At 66.6% G+C, this 20056-nt stretch carries 10 protein-coding genes; 7 read left to right on the top strand and 3 right to left on the bottom strand.

The window, feature by feature from the left end; genetic code table 11:
- The first annotated feature begins 121 nt into the window (after positions 1 to 121).
- The 5 genes from pks2 (at position 122) to AB0876_RS11940 (ending at position 11614) form a co-directional block, all read left to right on the top strand.
- The gene (pks2, locus tag AB0876_RS11960) at positions 122 to 6400 is read left to right on the top strand and encodes a sulfolipid-1 biosynthesis phthioceranic/hydroxyphthioceranic acid synthase (RefSeq protein WP_526042065.1); all 6279 of its coding nucleotides are present in this window, start codon (positions 122 to 124) and stop codon (positions 6398 to 6400) included.
- A 34-nt stretch (positions 6401 to 6434) separates the two neighbouring features.
- Positions 6435 to 7850 carry a condensation domain-containing protein gene (locus AB0876_RS11955; RefSeq protein WP_526042064.1) on the top strand — a complete coding sequence of 472 codons (1416 nt, stop codon included), beginning with the start codon at positions 6435 to 6437 and terminating at the stop codon, positions 7848 to 7850.
- 36 nt (positions 7851 to 7886) lie between these two features.
- On the top strand, positions 7887 to 9611 hold the full coding sequence (locus AB0876_RS11950) for an AMP-binding protein (protein WP_491839114.1): 1725 nt from the start codon (positions 7887 to 7889) through the stop codon (positions 9609 to 9611).
- A gap of 30 nt (positions 9612 to 9641) precedes the next feature.
- Positions 9642 to 10346: a GAP family protein gene (locus AB0876_RS11945; protein WP_448447743.1), complete on the top strand. Its 705-nt coding sequence runs from the start codon at positions 9642 to 9644 to the stop codon at positions 10344 to 10346.
- Positions 10347 to 10474: 128 nt separating this feature from the next.
- Entirely contained in the window at positions 10475 to 11614 is a 1140-nt protein-coding gene (locus AB0876_RS11940; protein ID WP_491839115.1) for a PE-PPE domain-containing protein, read from the top strand.
- A 10-nt stretch (positions 11615 to 11624) separates the two neighbouring features.
- On the opposite strand, the gene AB0876_RS11935 is transcribed toward AB0876_RS11940, so the two are convergent.
- From AB0876_RS11935 to AB0876_RS11925, 3 genes are all read right to left on the bottom strand, one after another.
- Positions 11625 to 14651, bottom strand: a complete 3027-nt coding sequence (locus AB0876_RS11935) for an MMPL/RND family transporter (protein WP_491839360.1) — start codon at positions 14649 to 14651, stop codon at positions 11625 to 11627.
- Positions 14652 to 14770: 119 nt separating this feature from the next.
- Complete coding sequence (locus tag AB0876_RS11930; RefSeq protein ID WP_491839116.1) at positions 14771 to 15505, bottom strand: hypothetical protein; 735 nt, start codon at positions 15503 to 15505, stop codon at positions 14771 to 14773.
- Between the two features lie 49 nt (positions 15506 to 15554).
- Positions 15555 to 15923, bottom strand: a complete 369-nt coding sequence (locus tag AB0876_RS11925; RefSeq protein WP_491839117.1) for an XRE family transcriptional regulator — start codon at positions 15921 to 15923, stop codon at positions 15555 to 15557.
- A 136-nt stretch (positions 15924 to 16059) separates the two neighbouring features.
- Between AB0876_RS11925 and AB0876_RS11920 the strand changes: the two genes are divergently transcribed.
- Both AB0876_RS11920 and ileS read left to right on the top strand, forming a co-directional pair.
- Complete coding sequence (locus AB0876_RS11920; protein WP_491839118.1) at positions 16060 to 16626, top strand: hypothetical protein; 567 nt, start codon at positions 16060 to 16062, stop codon at positions 16624 to 16626.
- 269 nt (positions 16627 to 16895) lie between these two features.
- Positions 16896 to 20054 (top strand): isoleucine--tRNA ligase, encoded by a 3159-nt coding sequence (ileS, locus tag AB0876_RS11915; protein ID WP_526042063.1) that lies wholly within the window; start codon positions 16896 to 16898, stop codon positions 20052 to 20054.
- The last annotated feature ends 2 nt before the right edge of the window (positions 20055 to 20056 follow it).

The raw sequence follows: 20056 nt of genomic DNA, 5'->3' as shown, positions 1-20056 counted from the left end.
GTACCGGATACGGGGATTCGGTACCGTGCGTCGAGGGCGACGTAGCGCACATTCTTTTCCGCGTTCTAAGTATGTTGATCGACGCTTTGCTGATCGATCGCATCGAGAGAGGTGAGCCAACTTGGCCGAGACACCAGTCACCCCGATTGCCGTAATCGGCATGGGCTGCCGTCTGCCCGGAGGGATCGACTCACCGGCCGCGTTCTGGCAGGCACTTCTGCGGCGCGATGACCTCGTCACCAAGGTCCCGCTGGATCGCTGGGACGCTGACGAGTACTACGACCCGGAGCCCGGAGTGCCGGGGCGTTCAGTGTCCAAGTGGGGTGCGTTCCTCGACGACGTCGCAGGATTCGACGCCGACTTCTTCGGTTACGGCGAGCGTGAGGCGCCGTCCATCGACCCGCAGCACCGACTCCTGCTCGAGACGTCATGGGAGGCCCTCGAGCACGCGGGCCGGGCTCCCGGCGACATCTCCGGTTCGTCGACCGGCGTCTTCCTCGGCATGACGCACAACGACTATCAGATGGTCGCTGCCGAGGCGGACGCGCTGGACGGCGCCTACGGCTTCGCCGGAACGAACTTCAGCCTGGCGTCGGGTCGTGTCGCCTACGCACTGGGCGTGCACGGACCCGCGTTGACGGTCGACTCGGCCTGTTCATCGGGCCTGCTGGCCATCCACATGGCATGCCGGAGCCTGCACGAATCGGAGAGCGACCTGGCCCTGGCCGGCGGCGCCTCACTCCTGCTCGATCCGAAGAAGATGGTGGCGGGCTCGGCGCAGGGAATGCTGTCGCCCACCGGTCGCTGCCACGCGTTCGACGTCGGCGCCGACGGGTTCGTCTCGGGCGAGGGCGTCGCCATGGTGCTGTTGAAGCGTCTTGCCGATGCCGAGCGCGACGGTGACCGGGTGCTCGCCGTGATCCGCGGCACCGCGGCCAACCAGGACGGCCACACGATCAACATCGCGACCCCGTCGGAGGAGTCGCAGAGCGCGGTCTACCGCGCGGCGCTGGCGGCCGCGGCGGTCGATCCGGTGACCGTCGGCATGATCGAGGCCCACGGAACCGGAACGCCCGTCGGCGACCCGATCGAGTACGCCAGTTTGGCCGCGGTCTACGGCACCGACGGACCGTGCGCACTCGGGTCGGTGAAGACCAACATCGGTCACGCGCAGTCGGCGTCCGGGGCGATCGGTCTGATCAAGGCCGTCCTCGCCCTGCAGCACGGCGCCGTTCCGGCCAACCTCCATTTCACCGAGTTTCCCGAGGCGATGGCCCGGCTCAACAGCTCGCTGGTCGTCCCGACCGAACTGATGCAGTGGCCGGTCGCCGGGGAACACCCGCGACGCGCCGCCGTGTCGTCCTACGGGTTGTCCGGTACCAACGTGCACGCGGTGCTCGAGCAGGCGCCCGTTGCCGGGTCCGAGCCCGCCGGTGCGCCGGCCGGTGACGGCGAGCCGATGATGTTCCCGGTGTCGTCCACCTCGGCCGACGAGCTGCGGCGGACCGCAGGCCGACTGGCCAACTGGCTGATCCACGAGGCCGGCGACCAGCCCTTGCCGGATCTGGCCTACACGCTGACGAGGCGCCGCGCTCACCGGCCGTTCCGGACGACGGTGACGGCGGCGACTGCCGACGAACTCGGTGCAGCGTTGCGGGAGGTCGCCGAGGGCGACGCGGTCTACGAGCCGGCAGTGGGGACCGGCGAGCGCGGACCGGTGTGGTTGTTCTCCGGCCAGGGTTCGCAGTGGGCCGGGATGGGTGCGCAGCTTCTCGCCACCGAGCCCGCCTTCGCGGCGGCCATCGCCGAACTCGAACCCCTCATCGCCGCAGAGTCGGGCTTCTCGGTGACCGAGGCGATTTCGGATTCCGAGCCGGTCCAGGGCATCAACCGGGTGCAGCCGACGATCTTCGCGATGCAGGTCGCGCTCGCGGCTGCACTGAAGTCCAGGGGAGTGCAGCCCGGAGCGGTGATCGGCCACTCGATGGGCGAGGCCGCGGCCGCCGTGGTCGCGGGGGCGTTGTCGCTGCAGGACGCCGTGCGGGTGATCTGCCGGCGGTCGGCCCTGATGACCCGGATCTCGGGTTCGGGCGCCATGGCCTCGGTCGAACTGCCGGCGCAACATGTGCTGTCCGAGCTCGCCGCCCGAGGCATCACGGACGTGGTGATCTCGGTGATCGCCTCGCCGAAGTCCACCGTCGTCGGCGGAACCACTGAACGCATCCGGGAACTCGTCGCCGACTGGGAACAGCGGGACATCATGGCCCGCGAGGTCGCGGTCGACGTCGCATCGCATTCGCCGCAGGTCGATCCGATCCTCGACGAACTCGCCGAGGTGCTCAGTGACCTGACGCCGCTCACGCCGACGGTTCCGTACTACTCGTCGACGTCGTACGACCCCCGCGACGAGCCTTACACCGACGCCGACTACTGGGTGGACAATCTGCGCCACGCCGTACGGTTCTCGGCTGCGGTGCAGGCCGCCCTCGAGGACGGCTACCGCGTGTTCGGTGAGCTTTCTCCGCACCCGCTGCTGGTTCACCCGGCCCAGCAGGTCGCCCGCAGCCTGGACATCAACATCGCGGCACTTCCGAGCATGCGGCGCGAGACCGAGATGCCCACCGGTCTGCTGCAGTACGTCGGTGACCTGCACAGCGCAGGCGCCGCAGTCGACTTCGCGACGCTGTACCCGACGGGCACGCTCGCCGACGCACCCCTGCCCACCTGGACTCGTCTGCCCCTGACCGTCAGCCGGGACGCTCGCGAGCACCTTCCGGGCGGTGGACATCTGCTCAGCGTCCATCCGCTGTTGGGTGCGCATGTCGTACTTCCCGAGGATCCCGAGCGCCATGTCTGGCAGGCCGACGTCGGCGTCGAGGCCCAGCCGTGGTTGGCCGACCATCAGGTCCACAACGTGGCCGCGCTTCCGGGCGCCGCGTACTGCGAGATGGCGTTGGTCGCCGGTCGCTCACTGTTGGGCGATGCCTGCGAGGTACGCGACATCACCTTCGAGCAGATGCTGCTGCTCGACGCCGAGACCGTGGTCTCGGCCGAGGCCAAGGTGACCCCCGAGGGGGCAGTGCAGTTCCTGGTCGAGACAGCCGGGGCCGGCGAACAGATCCGGCGTGCCGCGGCGGTGATCGTCGAGGCGGAGCCCTCAGAGGCGCCGACCCGACTCGATCTGACCGAACTCAAGGCGGCCCACCCTCGCCGTGTCGAGGGCGATGCATTGCGTAAATGGTTCGGGGACAAGGGTATTCAGTACGGGCCGGCGTTCTCCGGCCTCGCGGCGGCATTTACCGCCGACGGTCCCGTCACCAGTGTGCTGGCCGAGGTGGCACTGCCCAGCGCAATCCGGTCCCAGCAGGGCGCCTACCAGATCCATCCGGCTCTGCTCGACGTGTGCTTCCAGTCGGTCGCGGCGTACGCCGAAGGCGAGGATCCGGGCGGTCTGCTGCTCCCGCTCGGCGTGCGCAGCCTGCGTGCGTCCGGGTCGACGCGTTCGGCGCACTACTGCCTGCTGCAGGTCACCAACGCCGACGCCACCAGCGTGGAAGCCGATCTCGATCTGCTCGACGAGGACGGTGAGGTCCTGCTCGCCGTTCGTGGCCTGCGGCTCGGCACCGGCATGACCGAAAGCGGTCAGCGGGAACGCATCTTCAACGAGCGCCTCCTGGCCGTCGAGTGGCACGAGCAGGAACTGCCGGAGGCCCGGACATCGGGGACGGGCAAGTGGTTGTTCATCACGTCCGACGGCTCGGATCTGCTGACCACGGAGTTGGCCGACGCGCTCGAACCCGATCTCGGCGACGTGTCGACAGTGGTCTGGCCCGATGGGGCTGACCAATCCGCCAACGCCGAATCGCTGCGCAAACACCTCGGTGCCGAGACCTACAGTGACGTCGTCCTGGTGCTGGCCGGCGCTGCCGAAACGGGGGACCGGGAGTCGGCGTCCCGGGGCCTCGGGTTGGTCCAGCGGGTGGTCCACATCGTGCGTGAACTGATCGATGTCGACGACCAGGCTCCCCGACTCCACCTCGTCACGCGTGGCGCGCAGTCGGTGCTGCCGGGCGACGGGCTCAACCTCGACCAGATCGGGCTGCGCGGACTGGTCCGGGTGATCGGGAATGAGCAGCCGCAACTGCACGCGACGCAGATCGACGTGGACGAGCGCACCGATCCCAAGGACATTGCGCGCCAGCTGCTCACCGGCAGTCCCGAGGATGAGACCGCCTGGCGCGACGGTCGGTGGTACACCGCGCGGCTGGGCGCCAGCCCGTTGGCTGCCGACGAGCGGCTGTCCACCACGGTCGACCTGTCCACCGATGCGGTGCGGCTGAGCATCCGGACCCCAGGGGACTTCGGTTCGCTGGAGCTGACCACCTTCGAGCGTCCGGCGCCCGAGCCCGGTTGCATCGAGGTGAGGGTCAGCGCATCGAGCCTGAACTTCGTGGACGTTCTGGCGGCGTCGGGCCGGTATCCCGGTCTGGCGGAGCAGTCCGCAGCGCTGGGCCGCGATTTCGCCGGCGTCGTCACGGCCGTCGGACCCGATGTCACCGACCACAAGGTCGGCGACCGGGTGGCCGGCGTGGCGGCGACCGGTTGCTGGGGCACGTTCGTCACGTGCGCGTCCGACCTGGCCGTCGCTCTCCCCGATGAGCTGGCGATGGACAGTGCCGCCGCGGTGCCCACCGCGCATGCCACCGCGTGGTACGCGCTGCGGGAGTTGGCGAGGATATCGGCACAGGACAAGGTGCTGATCCATTCGGCAACCGGAGGCCTCGGCCTGGCAGCCATCGCGGTCGCACGCGAATGCGGAGCCGAGGTGTTCGCCACCGCGGGTCGTCCCGAACGTCGGCAACTGTTGCGCGACATGGGCATCAAGTATGTCTACGACTCGCGCACGCTGAGCTTCGCTGATGAGATCCGCCGCGACACCAACGGATACGGTGTCGACGTCGTGCTCAATTCGCTGACCGGGTCCGGGCAGCGTGCCGGACTGGAACTGCTCGCCTTCGGCGGCCGGTTCGTCGAGACCGGAGTGGCTGGCCTTCGCGGTGACGCCACCCTCACACCGGAGATGATCCGAGAGGGCCTGTCGTTCCACGCGGTCGATCTGTCGTCGCTGAGCCAGCGTCGCCCGGACGTCGTCCGCCGACTGCTGCAGACAGTGTTCGGCAAGCTCGCCGAAGGCGCGCTGCCGCTTCCGGAGATCAGCACCTATCCGCTGACCGCATGGGCCACGGCGATGGAACTGATGGATGCGGCCGGGCACACCGGCAAGCTCGTCGTGAAGATCCCGGAGTCGGGCTCCGATACGGCGGTGGTGCCGCCCGAGCACGCACCGGTGTTCCGCGCCGACGGGGCTTATGTGATCACCGGCGGCCTCGGCGGCCTCGGACGGTTCCTCGCCGAGAAGATGGCGTCGGCCGGTTGCGGCCGGATCGTGCTCAACGCCAGGTCCCAGCCGTCCGCCGAAGCACTGGTCGAGCTCGACCGGATCCGCGGCCTCGGTACCGAGGTGGAGGTGGTCACCGGCGACATCGCCGATCCCGCCACTGCCGCCGCCCTGGTGTCGGCGGCGACGGCCACCGGACTGGCTCTGCGTGGTGTCCTGCACGCGGCGGCGGTCGTCGAAGACGCCACGCTGACCAACATCACCGACGACCTCATGACCCGAGATTGGACACCAAAGGCTGTGGGCGCGTGGAACCTTCACGAGGCGACGCGGTCGGAGTCGCTGGACTGGTTCTGCTGCTTCTCGTCGGCTGCCGCCCTGGTGGGCTCACCGGGGCAGGGCGCGTACGCGGCCGCCAACAGCTGGTTGGACGGATTCACCCAGTGGCGGCGAAATGAGGGACTGCCGTCGAGCGCCATCGCCTGGGGTGCGTGGACCGAGATCGGCAAGGGCACCGGTTTTGCCGAGGCCTCCGATTCGGCGATCGCGCCAGACGAGGGCGCCCACGCGTTCGAGACGATGCTGCGGCACAACCGTGGCTACGCCGGCTACACCCCGATCGTGGGGGTGTCCTGGCTCGCCGACTTCGCCAAGCGGGTCCCGTTCGCCGAGTCGTTCCGTCCCGCGAGTTCCGGGGATTCCGACGCCAGCGGGTTCCTCACTGAGTTGTACGCCAGTCCGCAGGACGAATGGCCTTCGCGGTTGCGCCGGCTGGTCTCCGACCAGATCAGCGTGCTGCTGCGTCGTTCGATCGATCCGGATCGTCCGCTGGCCGAATACGGCATCGACTCACTGGGCAACCTCGAGGTACGGACCAGGATCGAGACCGAAACCGGGGTGCGGATCAGCCCGGCGGACATCACCACCGTCCGCGGGCTCGCCGACAAGTTGTGCGAGAAGTTGGTCGCCAATGCCGACACGGAGCTGACACCGACGGCGTGATGCCGAATTCGGTTGAGTTTATAGAGGAGTCACGTTGCAGTTAGGGTCCGTTTCGATCGGTTCGGTCGAAGAGTGGGACGCACCGCCCGGTTCTGCCGTTTCCTGGCGAGCCTCGCCGGCCTCGTGCGCCAAGGCGGCTGAAGCGCCCGTCAGTGACGTGCCGGTCAGCTACATGCAGGCCCAGCACCTGCGCGGGTTCGTCGATCAGCGAGCCAAGGGCCTGGACTACTCCCGTCTGGTGATCGTCACGTGTGACATTGCAGGGCAATGCGACATCAGGGCGATGACCTACGTGGTCAATGCCCATGTGCGCAGGCATGACACGTTCCGTAGCTGGTTCGAATACCACGATGTCCACGACATCGTGCGGCGGACGATGCCCAATCCGGCCGACATCAAGTTCGTGCCCACCCGGCACGGCGATCTCACGTCGGAGGAACTGCGTCAGTTGACGCTGTCGACTCCGGATCCGCTGCACTGGGACTGCTTCACCTACGGCATCGTCCAGTACCCGGATCGGTTCACGCTCTACGTGAGCATCGACCACCTGCACATGGACGCGACGTTCGCAGGTGTCACGCTCATGGAGTTCCACGCGATGTACACCACCCTCGTCAGTGGTGGCGCGCCGCTGGCACTTCCGGAGGCGGGCAGCTACGACGCCTTCTGCATGCGTCAGAAGGAACTGCTCGGTGCATTGACGTCGGATTCGCCGGAAGTCACGGCGTGGGCCGATTTCGCGACCAGCAACAAGGGCAGCCTGCCGGACTTCCCACTGCCTCTGGGCGATCCGCTCGAGCCGTGTGGAGCGGAGATGTGGGTCGAGACCCTCATGGACGAGGAGCAGACGGCCAATTTCGAATCGGCATGCGTCGCAGCCGGGGCCCGCTTCATCGGTGGCATGCTCGCCTGCACCGGGATGGCCGAGCATGAACTGACCGGAGCGGATACCTACTATGGCCTGACACCGAGCGATACCCGCAAGACCACGGCCGACCTGATGACGATGGGCTGGTTCACCGGGCTGGTCCCGATCACCGTCCCGATCGCGGGTAGGTCCTTTGCCGAATCGGCCGTTGCGGCACAGCAGTCCTTCGACGCCGGACATCAGCTCGTCGATGTCCCGTTCTACCGGGTGCTCGAATTGCGGCCCGAATTGGATTGGCCGAGGCCGAATTTCCAGGTGATCAACTTCCTGGATGCCGGGGCGGCCCCGTTGTCGGTGCTGCTCACCACCGAGTTGGAATCGATGCGGATCGGCATGTTCAGTGACGGCGTGTACTCGTACCAGATGACGGTGTTCCTGGTGCGATTGAAGGACCGCACGGCGGTCTCGGTGGTCTATCCGAACAATCCCGAGGCACATGAATCGGTCGGCCGGTACGTCAAGGTGCTGAAGTCGACGTGTGCACGGGTGCTGGAAAACCTCAGCGCAGGGTCGCGCAGGTGAGCCGCGGAATGAAGTCAGAACAGGAAGGCACACTCGATGGCTGAGTCAACACTCAACGGCGTGTTGCGTGAGCGGGCGAGCATGCAGCCCAATGACATCGCCTACACCTTCGTCGATTACGAACGCGACTGGGATGGCGTTGAGGAGACCCTGACCTGGGGTCAGCTCTACCGACGCATCCGGAATCTGGCGGGGGAACTGCAGACCCACGCCGCAGCGGGGGACCGCGCGGTGGTGCTGGCACCGCAGAGCCTCGACTACATCGTCGCGTTCCTGGCTTCGCTGGAAGCCGGGGTGGTCTGCGTCCCGCTGTCGACGCCGATGATCGGCGCCCACGACGAGCGGGTCACCGCGGTCCTGCGTGACGCGGCGCCCACCGTCATCCTCACCACGTCCGCCATTTCCGGGACGGTGACCCCGTATGCGGTGGCACAGGACGGCAACCCGGCGCCCGTCGTGCTCGAGGTCGACAAGCTCGACCTCGATTCCCGCAAGGCGGTACGGCTGAGGCGCGAAGCCGCCCCCGAGACCGCGTACCTCCAGTACACGTCGGGCTCGACGCGGACTCCCGCGGGCGTGATGGTCTCGAATCGCAACCTGACGGCCAACTTCGAGCAGATGATGGCCAGCTTCTATCCGGACTACAACCGCGTGCCGCCGGCCGACACGACCGTCGTCACGTGGCTGCCGCTGTACCACGACATGGGGATGATGGCGGGCATCGTGGCGCCGATCCTGGGTGGATGGCGCACCGTGATGATGAGTCCGTTGGCGTTCCTGGCCCGGCCGGCACGCTGGATGCAGCAGCTCGGCAGCGTCACCACCGGCCTGACCGCGGGACCCAACTTCGCCTTCGACCTGGCCTCGGCCAAGACTACCGATGACGATATGGCGGGTTGCGACCTGGGCAACGTGCTGAGCATCATCAGCGGCGCGGAGCGCGTTCACCATGCGACCGTCGAACGCTTCACCAAGCGGTTCGCCGCGTTCAATCTGCAGGGCAAGGTGATTCGTCCGTCCTACGGTCTGGCCGAGGCCACGCTGTACGTAGCGACGCGCGAGCCGGGCAAGCCGCCGGTGGTGGCCAACTTCGAGCCCGAGAAACTGGCCGCCGGGCACGCCGAGCGGTGTGCCAGCGGAACCGCGCTGATCAGCTACGGGACACCGCACAGCCCGGCCGTACGCATCGTCGATACGGAGTCCCACACCGAGATGCCCGCCGGGATGATCGGTGAGATCTGGGCGCAGGGCGAGAACATCGCGGCCGGATACTGGAACCGGCCCGCCGAGACGCAGGAGACCTTCGGCGCGACCGTCGACGGCGTCCCCGACGGAACATGGCTGCGGACCGGCGATCTGGGCTTCATCTCCGAAGGCGAGTTGTTCATCATCGGACGGGTCAAGGATCTCCTGATCGTCCGCGGGCGCAACCACTACCCGGACGACATCGAGGCCACGGTCTCGGCGATCTCCCGTGGGCGGGTCGCTGCGATTGCGGTGAACCACGAAGAGGAAGAAAAGCTGGTCGCCGTCATCGAGGTCAAGAAGCGTTCCGACGAAAGCCCGGAGGCCCTGTCCGAGCGTCTCACGTTGATGAAACGCGAAGTGATCTCCGCCATCTCGACGGCGCACGGACTCAACCCCGCCGACCTGGCACTCGTGGCCCCCGGCTCGCTCCCGATCACCACCAGCGGCAAGGTCCGTCGGCAGGCGAGTGCCGAGCTGTACCGCCGGCAGGAGTTTGCGAGGTTGGACGCCTGATCGGGGCTGAACCGAAGCGCTGAAACCACCATGTGGGCAACCCTTTTGCTGATGGCCATCGCGGTCAGCCTCGAACCGGTACGGATCGGGCTGACCGTGCTGATGCTGAACCGTCCCCGGCCGGTGCATCAGTTGCTGGCGTTCCTGTGCGGCGGGTTCCTCATGGGCCTGGTGGTCGGCGGGACGGCGTTGCTGGTCCTCGACGCCGCACCGCTGGCCGCAGGCACGCTCACCGTGCCGAGGATGCAGATCGGGATCGGCATCCTCGCCCTGGTCGCCGCCGTATTGGTGGCCGCCAACGTGGGCTCGCGGCGGGCGCAAAAGGCAGAGCCGGCGCCTGAGGAATCCGGCTCCGGCCAGGTGGCAGTGGCGGCGCCGCGCGTCGGTCTGCGAGACCGGATACGTGCGGTCATGCAAGGCAATTCGCTGTGGGTGGCCGGCGTCAGCGGGCTGGGTATCGCGCTGCCGTCGGTCGACTACCTGGCGGCACTGGCCGTCATACACGCCTCCGGTGTCGCACCCGGCACACAGGTTGGCGCGGTGATCGCCTTCAACCTGGTGGCATTTGCACTCGTGGAGATCCCACTCCTGAGTTACCTGATCGCGCCGCAACGTACGCTGGTGTGGATGACCCGCGTGCACACCTGGATCCGTTCGTGCACGCGGCGCGACGTAGCGATGATCCTCACTGCGGCAGGTGCTTTGTTCATCACGATCGGTCTGCTGGGGATATGAGCGGCAGCATGACACCGCCGACGGGCGGTGCTCAGAAGGGAGACGGCAGGATGCCTGGAGTCAACGGAGGACGTCGGCGTCGCGAAGCCGTCCGCGGTCGGAGGCGGTCACGAGATGCCGTCCGCCGCGTGCCGCAAGGCCTGCTCGCCGGAACCTTCGCCGTCGGCCTCGTCGCCGCGGGAACGGTGTTCGGCGCCGGAACCGCGTCCGCCGAGAACGCGCTGATCTTCGGCGGCGCCCGCGGCCCCGGCATTCCGTGGGACCAGATCACCAACAAGGTGGGCCGCGGTTACTACCCGAATGCGAACCGGCGCATCGTCGAGTATCCCGCCGGGATGGTGTACGGCCGGCTGCCGGACAAGTTGTGGCCCGGCAACGACATCTCGACCGACAGCGTGGGCGACTCGGTGGACATCGGTGCGCGCAACCTGAAGACCGCGCTGCAGAACACTCCCGGCCAGACCGTGGTGGTCGGCAACTCCGAGGGCGCGCTGGTGCTCAGCGAGGCGCTGGCGCGCCTGTCGCAGGATCCTGGTGCGCGCGCCCCAGAAGGCGTGTCCTTCACATTGTTCGGGCCCCCGCAGTCGGTGACACCGTTCAGCCATTCGGTCCTGTCGTCGCTGACGCCGGGAACGTACGTGCCGCTGATCGACTACACCGTGCGCGGTCCGGTGGAGAGCCAGTACGACACCACCTTGGTGGTGGGTGAATACGATTTCATCGCCGACTTCCCCGATCGGCCGGACAACTTCCTGGCGCTCGCGAATTCGCTTGTCGCGCTGGAATATCTGCACACCGAGACGTCGTACTCCACCCGTGAGGAAGTGCCGCCGCAGAACATCTTCGTCACGGTCAACTCCAAGGGGGCGACGCAGACGGCGTATTTCCTGCCGACCCAGCTCCTGCCCCTGACCAGACCGCTTCGCGATCTCGGAGTTCCCAACGAACTGGTCGACCAGCTCGACGGCGTGGTGCGACCCATGGTGGACGCCGGCTACTCGCGTAACGACTACCCGGGTGCCCCGGCTACCGGCATCGATCCCGTAGCCCGGGCCAACGTCGAGGATTGGTTGCGGCAGGCCGGCACCGGCTTGGCGGAACTGCCGCCACAGCAGGCTCCCGCGTCGCAGCCCACGATCAAGCTGAGCCGCACCGACCAGGAGAACATCGACAAGGCGGTGCAGGGCATCAAGGTGAGCCCCGCTGATCAGGCCAACATCGACAACGCGGCTGCACAGGTGAAGAACCTGTTCCCAGGGATCGGCTAGCCGGCTCGGCTCAGTTGCCGGGCTCGGCTTCCTGCTTTACCCCTACCCTCAGTCGACTGCGCAACCGGTCGACCTGCCGTGTGACGAAATCCGACGGCCACCAGTTCGCGGTGCCGATCAGCGTGGCGATGGCGGGCACGGTCAACGTGCGGACCAGGAACGTGTCCAGCAGAATCCCCACGCCCACAACGAATCCGGCTTGCACGACCGTCGTGATACTTGCGAACAACAGGCCGAACATCGATGCCGCGAAGATCAGTCCGGCCGCGGTGATCACGCCGCCCGTGGATCCGACGGTACGGATCACACCCGACCGCACGCCGTGGGGCGACTCATCGCGTATTCGGGAGATCAGCAGCAGGTTGTAATCGGCGCCGACCGCCACCAGCACGATGAAGGTCAGTGCGGGCACGCTCCAATGCAACTGTTGGCCGAGGACATACTGGAACATCACGACACCGATACCCAGGGCCGACAGGTAGGAGATCACCACCGAGGCGATCAGGTAGAGCGGCGCGACGAACGCACGTAACAGGACGACCAGGATCAGTAGCACGACCGCGATGGTGATCGCGATGATGAGCCGGATGTCGTGGTTGTAGAAGTCGCGGGTGTCGCGCAGCATCGCCGGATATCCGGCGATAGACACCGAGGACCCTTCGAGCGCGGTATTGGGCAGGGCGCTCCGCGCGGTGTCACCGATCGAATTGACCAGGTTCATCGCCTCGGTGCCGAACGGGTTGATGTCGGTCTGGATCAGGTAACGCGCGGTATGCCCGTCGGGGGAGATGAATGTCGCTGCGGCCTTACGGAATTCGTCCTGGGTCAGAATCTGTGCGGGCACGTAGAACCCGGACATCGGTGGGCTGGCGGCGTCGGTCTTCATGTTGAGCAGGAATGCGGACGCCTCGTCGAGCCCCGAACCCACCCGCTTCGTCTCGGAGACCAGTAGCGAGACTCCGTCGGCGATCTGTCTGCTGGCGTCGGCGAGGTTGTCGGCGCCGTTTTGCAGGGTGCTGAGCTGTGATCGCGCCTGGGCCGGATTGGCCAGCCCCATGGACTGCATGGCCTTGCTCGCGGTGTCGATGGTGGCGCTGAGCTTCTTGACGGTGTCCTCGAGGGTCTGCATGGAATCGGTCGCCCGCAGATCCCGTGCCAGGGCGGCGATCTGATCGAAGGTACCGTCGGTTCGGGCGGCGGCCAGTCGGCGCAGTGATCCGCGGGCCTCGAGACAGGCCGGGTCGGTGAGACAGACCGGGCTGGTGTCCAGTCCCCGTAGGACCGGATCGATCCACGGCATGCCGTTGGTCAGATCGGCGAAGTTCGTGTCGAGCGAGTCGCCGAGCGCCCGCATGCTGCTGACCAGCTTTGCCGCGCTATCGATCTGCTGGAGCGTCGTGTTGCCGCCGACCTGCTTCTGCATTGTCGCCAGGGCGTCGACCAGGCCCCGCGCTCCGGCCACGCCGCGGGTGACCTGTGTGCGCACATCGAGCAGGCTGGTGGCCAACGTATCGGCACCGTCGGTGAGCCGGTTGAGATCGCTTGCGCGCCCGTTGATCTGGGTCGACGCGTCGTTCAGCTTGGTTCCGACCTCGCCGGCCTGATAGCTCAGTCGTGCCTGCTGCAGCGATTCTCCCGTCGGCCGGGTGATACCTCGCACGACCGCGACCCCGGGGAGCTGGCTCACCCGCTGGGCCATCTGTTCCAGGTCGGCCAGAGCCTGGGGCGTACGCAACTCGTTCGGGGACTGGACGATCAGGTACTGCGGAATGGCCGAGCTGATCGGGAAGTGGTCCTCCAGCGCCGCATAACCCATCGAGCTCTCAGCGTGCGCCGGCAGCGCCTTGCGGTCGTCGTAGTTGTACTGGACGAGGGTCGCGCAACTGGCCAGCGCCGCAAGGACGACCAGACTGGCGGCCAGATGGGACCATGGCCGGCGCACGATGCGGATACCGGACCGTCGCCAGATCCGGCTCGTGAGGTCACGGCGCGGGGCAATCCAACCCCGACGCCCGACCAGCACCATCACGGCGGGCAACAGCGTCAACGCGGCCAACAACGCGATGCCGATGGCGACGGCGAGTGCGGTGCCGACGGTGGAGAACAGGCCCAATTGAGCGAACATCATGCCCAAGAAGGTGACGGCGACCGTGGCGGCGGATGCAGCGATGACCTTGCCGATCGAGCCGAGTGCCTGTTCGACCGCGCGGTCGGATTCCAGTCCGTCGCGCAGATAGTCGTGATACCGGCTGATGAGGAAGACGGCGTAGTCGGTTCCGGCGCCGGCCATCATCGCGGTCAGGAACACGACGGTCTGGTTCGAGATTCCCATGCCCAGGTAGGCCAGGCCCGCGATCACCGACTGGGCCGTCACCAGCGAGGCCCCGATGGTGAGCAGGGGCAGCAGCATCGTGACCGGATTTCGGTAGATCAACAGCAGGATCACCAGAACCATCCCGATCGTGGCGATCTCGATGGCGGTCGTGTCGCGTTCGCCGATGTCGGTGAGATCGGCGACGGTGGCGGCGGGTCCGGTGAGGCTCGCGGTCAGCTCGGCGCCCTGCACGCTGTTCTTGACGATGTCGGCGACACGGGTATACGACGCGTATGACTGTGGTGAACCGACGTCGCCCGCGATGCCGACCGGCAGGATCCAGGCCTTGCCGTCCTTGCTGGCCATGAATTCGCGCAGGGGCGGGGCACTGATGAAGTCCTGCAGCATCACGACATCGGTGTGGTTCTTGCGCAGATCGTCGACGAGCGTGCGGTACGTCGCTTCATCGGCCGGGCCCAGGCCTTTGTCGTTGCTGAGCACGACCAACAGCACGTTCTCCGAGCCGGATTCGTGAAACGCCTCGGTCATCTCACGGGTGGCCACGGTGACCGGCGCGTGCGACGGCAGGATCGCGACCGGACGCTGCTGCACCATCAGGGTCAACGACGGAAACGTCAGGGGCAGGGCAGCGGCGATGGCCAACCAGATTCCGATGACGATCCACGGCCATCGCACGATCACTGAGCCGAGCCGGACGAACAGCGAGGAGTGTTCGGCCGTGCTCGTAGATTCTGTCGGCGGCGGCACTTTACGATCCTACGGGCGAGCGGGACGGCAGCGGGCGGTGCCGTGGGGACAGTGAATTGATGTGCGCCTCGACCTCACCGATTGCTCGGGGACAGCCACCGCGTCTTGATCCGCCAGGAATGCGCGGACGCGAGTGCGAAGATCGCACCGCAGCCACAGGCGAAAATCCAGACCAGACGGCCGTTCTCGATGGGTTGCAGCGCCGGAACCAGCGACGTGACGATCCGTGTCGCGCACGCGAGTACGCCGCTGATCGAGGCGAACAGATAGATGTTGGCGATCCGCCGGGACCGCGGATCCTTGCGGAGGATCAGCATGGCGCGGGCACCGTAGCCCAGCAGGTAGATCAAGGTGCCGCACAGGATGATCCAGTACACGCTGAGCCAGAAGTCGGTGGGCACCTGGAAGAAGTCGGCCCGGTACACCGCGGCGCCGTTGCCCATCGAGAAGGTGGCCAGCAGGACCGGGATGCAGATCGTTGCCGGGCGCTCGACGTACTGCTTGAACGAGCGCTGCATGGCGTTGTCGTCCTGGAGCCGGCCCAGGGAGTTGTACACGATGGCCGAGGCGGCCACGATGTAGCAGTCGTGACCGATGTAGTCCTCGACATTCCACTTGCCCGTCAGCTCGTAGAGGACCTGCCCGATGGTCGCCGAGGCCCAGGGCGACATCAGGAGCACGGCCAGCCCCTGGAGCGCGATGTTGAGGGTGGCGGCCACCTCCCACCGGCACGACCAGGTGACCCTCCTGATCCACAGGCTCCACAGAATGCAGGACAGTGTGATCAGGATGAGTGTGGCGACGGACATAACGATCTGCCTCGGACGGTGTTGCGGATTCAGCTGACGTGCGGGTTGCTCACAGCGGGGGTGCGTCGGATCTCGGGGTCAATTGGGACAGTCTCTTGGGGCGGTGGACCGTCTGGCGCACACGGGTGGCGGTATCCGCCGGTGCCACCGTCACCGGTGACGATTCCATGTAGTGCCAGACTTCCTGGCGGCTCATCAGCCCGAACCGAATCTGCAGGTCGGGATAGCTGAGGTGGAAGCGGTCGGCCACCTGCCGCAATTCCTCGGCATTCGGGTAGTCGGCTTCTTTCACCCGCCGGTAGTACGTGCTACTGGACACGCCCAGCGCGCTGTACACGGCCTTGGCGTCGACCTCGCCATCCAGCAGATAGTCGAGCAGGGCCTTGAGCTGCCTGCCGTTCTCGTCGGTTCGCGGCATCAGAACACAATAGACCCCGTGCCCGGGGTTGGTCACAGCGAACCGCAGCGAAGCCAGCAATGACGTAATTGACAACGATGTCAGACGTTTGGCACAGCTCTCCCATTTTTGGGACTCTCTGGCTACCGTTACAGCTATGTCTGTTTCCGTCCTGCCCCATGCATACGGCGCGAGCTCGTGGATCGCCGACTACGGCACCGCGGGGCCCCCCGTTGTCGCAGATCTGGCGTCGGTGTCCAGTTCGCTGGATGAGGTGTTGTCCGCGGAGGTGCACGAAGCCCAGATCGCGATGGGTTGCACTGCCGAGGAGCTGCTGCTGGCTGCACTGGGCCGGACGGTCGCCCGCACGATCGGCGAAGGTGTGCTGGTCGTCGACGTCGTCACCGGTCCCGAGCGCGCCGGATATCGCCGCGTCGGGGTGTCCTGCGTGTCGCGTCGTGACCTGTCAGGGCCCGAATTGCTCGCGGCGGCCCGGCCCGTCGTCGACAACGGGGACCATCCGCCGGCGGACATCGCCTTCGCCTACGGCGAGGGGCCGCGGGCCGGTCAGTGCGAGCATCCGCTCTCGCTGCATATCCGCTGCGACAGCGCGACCACGATGAGCCTGGACTGGCGGTTCGACAGCCGCGGGTTCGACGAGTGCACGGTGCAGGAATTGTCCGAGCAGTTCCCGCTGGCACTGATCGAGGTCACCTCCGGTTAGGTGTGATTTCTCAACGATTTGCGGTGGTCACTAGACTGGGCGCATCGGCGCTGATCCGGCCATCACCGGGGAGCCTTCGGAAGAACAGTTGCGGGATTCGGGTGCTTCAGGCCCGCGGCTCAGTAGAACCGGACGGGTGGGCTCGTGATCGCCTGAAAGTTGAGCGGCGCGCTGCGTGACAGCGCGCAAGCGGGGTGGTACCGCGGCGCTTGCGCACCCGCGCGACGTCGTCCCCGTGCCTGGACAGACGAGGCACAGGAGACGCGTCAGTGACTGCCCAATCGGAGTCTTCAACGTCGGCCGGATACCCCAAGCCGGCGGCACCCAACTTCCCTGAGCGGGAACTCGAGGTGCTCGACTACTGGGGCGCCGACGACACCTTCCGGGCGAGCATCGCGCGCCGTGCCGACGCCGAGGAGTACGTCTTCTACGACGGTCCGCCGTTCGCCAACGGCCTGCCGCACTACGGCCACCTGCTGACCGGCTACGTCAAGGACATCGTGCCGCGCTACCGCACCATGCGCGGCTACAAGGTGGAGCGCCGGTTCGGCTGGGACACCCACGGACTGCCCGCCGAACTCGAGGTGCAGCGCCAGCTCGGCATCGCCGACAAGGCCCAGATCGAAGAAATGGGCATCGAGAAGTTCAACGCGGCGTGTCGCGCATCGGTGCTCAAGTACACCGACGAGTGGCGTGCCTATGTCACGCGGCAGGCCCGCTGGGTCGACTTCGACAACGATTACAAGACCCTGGACCCGACCTTCATGGAATCGGTGATCTGGGCATTCAAGCAGCTGTGGGACAAGGGCCTGGCCTATGAGGGCAACCGGGTGCTCCCGTACTGCTGGAACGACGAGACCCCGTTGTCCAACCATGAGCTCCGCATGGACGACGACGTCTACCAGAGCCGCCAGGATCCGGCGGTGACAGTCGGCTTCACCGTGACCGAAGGCCCGCTCAAGGGCGCTCACCTGTTGATCTGGACGACGACGCCCTGGACACTGCCGTCCAACCAGGCTGTCGCCGTCAACCCCGACATCGACTACGTGCTGGCGCAGGGCACCGACGGGCGGCGCTACGTGCTGGCCCAGGCTCGCCTCGCCGCCTACGCGCGCGAACTCGGGGAGGAACCGGAGGTGCTCGGTAGCTACACCGGGCGCGACCTGCTCGGGACGCATTACCTGCCGCCCTTCACCTACTTCATGGACGCGCCGAAATCGTTCCAGGTGCTGCCTGCTGATTTCGTCAGCACCGAGGACGGCACCGGCATCGTCCACATGGCGCCTGCCTACGGCGAGGACGACAAGGCCACCGCAGACGCCGCCGGCATCGTCGCGGTCACCCCGGTGGATTCGAAGGGCCGCTTCGACACCACCGTGCCCGACTACGCGGGCCAGCATGTCTTCGAGGCCAACTCGCAGATCATCCGGGACCTCAAGAACGGCGACGGGCCCGCCGCGGCCAACGGCGCGGTGCTGCTGCGCCACGAGACCTACGAGCACTCCTATCCGCACTGCTGGCGGTGCCGCAATCCGCTGATCTACCGTGCGGTGTCCTCGTGGTTCATCAAGGTCACCGACTTCCGCGACCGGATGGTCGAGCTCAACCAGCAGATCACCTGGTACCCGGAGCACGTCAAGGACGGCCAGTTCGGCAAGTGGCTCTCGAATGCGCGCGACTGGTCGGTATCGCGAAACCGCTACTGGGGCAGCCCCATCCCGGTGTGGAAGTCCGATGATCCGGCGTACCCGCGGATCGATGTGTACGGCAGCCTCGACGAACTCGAACGCGATTTCGGTGTGCGGCCGACGGATCTGCACCGGCCGTTCATCGATGAACTGACCCGGCCGAACCCCGACGATCCGACCGGCAAGTCCACGATGCGCCGGATCGAGGACGTGTTCGACGTGTGGTTCGACTCCGGGTCGATGCCGTACGCGCAGGTGCACTATCCGTTCGAGAATCGGGAGTGGTTCGACGGCCACAACGGTGTCGACGCCCACTTCCCGGGTGATTTCATCGTCGAGTACATCGGCCAGACCCGCGGCTGGTTCTACACCATGCACGTGCTGGCCACCGCGCTGTTCGACAAGCCTGCATTCAAAACCTGTGTGGCACACGGGATCGTGCTGGGTAACGACGGCCAGAAGATGAGCAAGTCGCTGCGCAACTATCCCGATGTCAGCGAGGTGTTCGACCGCGATGGCTCTGATGCCATGCGCTGGTTCCTGATGGCCTCGCCGATCCTGCGCGGCGGCAACCTGATCGTCACCGAGCAGGGCATCCGCGAAGGTGTGCGTCAGGTGCTGCTGCCGTTGTGGAACGCGTACAGCTTCCTGGCGCTGTACGCGCCAAAGAAGGGCACCTGGCGGACGGACTCGGCCAACGTGCTCGACCGCTACATCCTGGCCAAGTTGGCCCAGTTGCGAGACGATCTCACCAACTCGCTGGACACCTGCGACATCTCCGGGGCGTGCGACGAACTGCGACAGTTCACCGAGGCATTGACCAACTGGTATGTGCGCCGGTCACGTTCGCGTTTCTGGGAAGAGGATGCCGACGCGATCGACACCCTCCATACCGTCCTTGAGGTGACCTGCCGGCTGGCCGCGCCGCTGTTGCCATTGGCCACCGAGGTGATCTGGCGGGGCGTGACCGGTGAGCGTTCGGTACATCTGACCGACTGGCCCGAAGCCGACGTGGCGCCGCACGATGCCGAGTTGGTGGCCGCGATGGATCAGGTGCGCGAGGTGTGCTCGGTCGGGTCCTCGCTGCGCAAGGCCAAGAAGCTGCGGGTCCGGTTGCCGTTGCCGAAACTGACTGTGGCGGTGGAAAACCCATCCGCCCTCGCGCCGTTCGCGGATCTGATCGCCGATGAGCTCAACGTCAAGGCGGTCGAGCTGACCGATGACATCGACGCCTACGGCAAGTTCGACCTCGCCGTCAACGCCCGCGTCGCCGGTCCCCGGATCGGCAAGGACGTGCAGGCCGCCATCAAGGCTGTCAAGGCAGGGGAGGGCGTGGTCAATCCCGACGGCACCCTCACAGCGGGACCGGTGGTGCTGCAGCCCGAGGAGTACACCGCCAAACTGGTTGCCGCCGATCCGGAATGGACTGCGGCCCTGCCTGACGGTGCGGGCCTGGTGGTTCTGGACGGCACGGTCACCGAGGAGCTTGAGGCCGAGGGCTGGGCCAAGGACCGCATCCGCGAACTTCAGGAACTGCGGAAGTCGACCGGCCTGGAGGTGTCCGACCGGATCGTCGTGCAGATGTCGGTGCCGGCGCAGTACGAGCCATGGGCCCGGGCCCATCGTGATCTCATCGCCGGAGAGATCCTGGCCACCGGTTTCGAATTCGTAGATGCGGCGACGGGGCTGGAGGGCTCGGTGATCGGGGATGGAGTGCGGGTCGCGATCACCAAGGCGTGAGG

Source organism: Mycobacterium sp. NPDC049093 (genome assembly GCF_040704635.1).
Classification (GTDB): domain Bacteria; phylum Actinomycetota; class Actinomycetes; order Mycobacteriales; family Mycobacteriaceae; genus Mycobacterium.
This window is presented reverse-complemented; position numbering and strand designations above follow the sequence as displayed.

What these genes read in the sequence shown, in the direction of transcription:
- AB0876_RS11920 (WP_491839118.1), top strand. Translation starts at nt 16,060, where the DNA reads ATGTCTGTTTCCGTCCTGCCCCATGCATACGGCGCGAGCTCGTGGATC.
- AB0876_RS11925 (WP_491839117.1), bottom strand. Translation starts at nt 15,923, where the DNA reads ATGCCGCGAACCGACGAGAACGGCAGGCAGCTCAAGGCCCTGCTCGAC.
- AB0876_RS11945 (WP_448447743.1), top strand. Translation starts at nt 9,642, where the DNA reads ATGTGGGCAACCCTTTTGCTGATGGCCATCGCGGTCAGCCTCGAACCG.
- AB0876_RS11950 (WP_491839114.1), top strand. Translation starts at nt 7,887, where the DNA reads ATGGCTGAGTCAACACTCAACGGCGTGTTGCGTGAGCGGGCGAGCATG.
- AB0876_RS11930 (WP_491839116.1), bottom strand. Translation starts at nt 15,505, where the DNA reads ATGTCCGTCGCCACACTCATCCTGATCACACTGTCCTGCATTCTGTGG.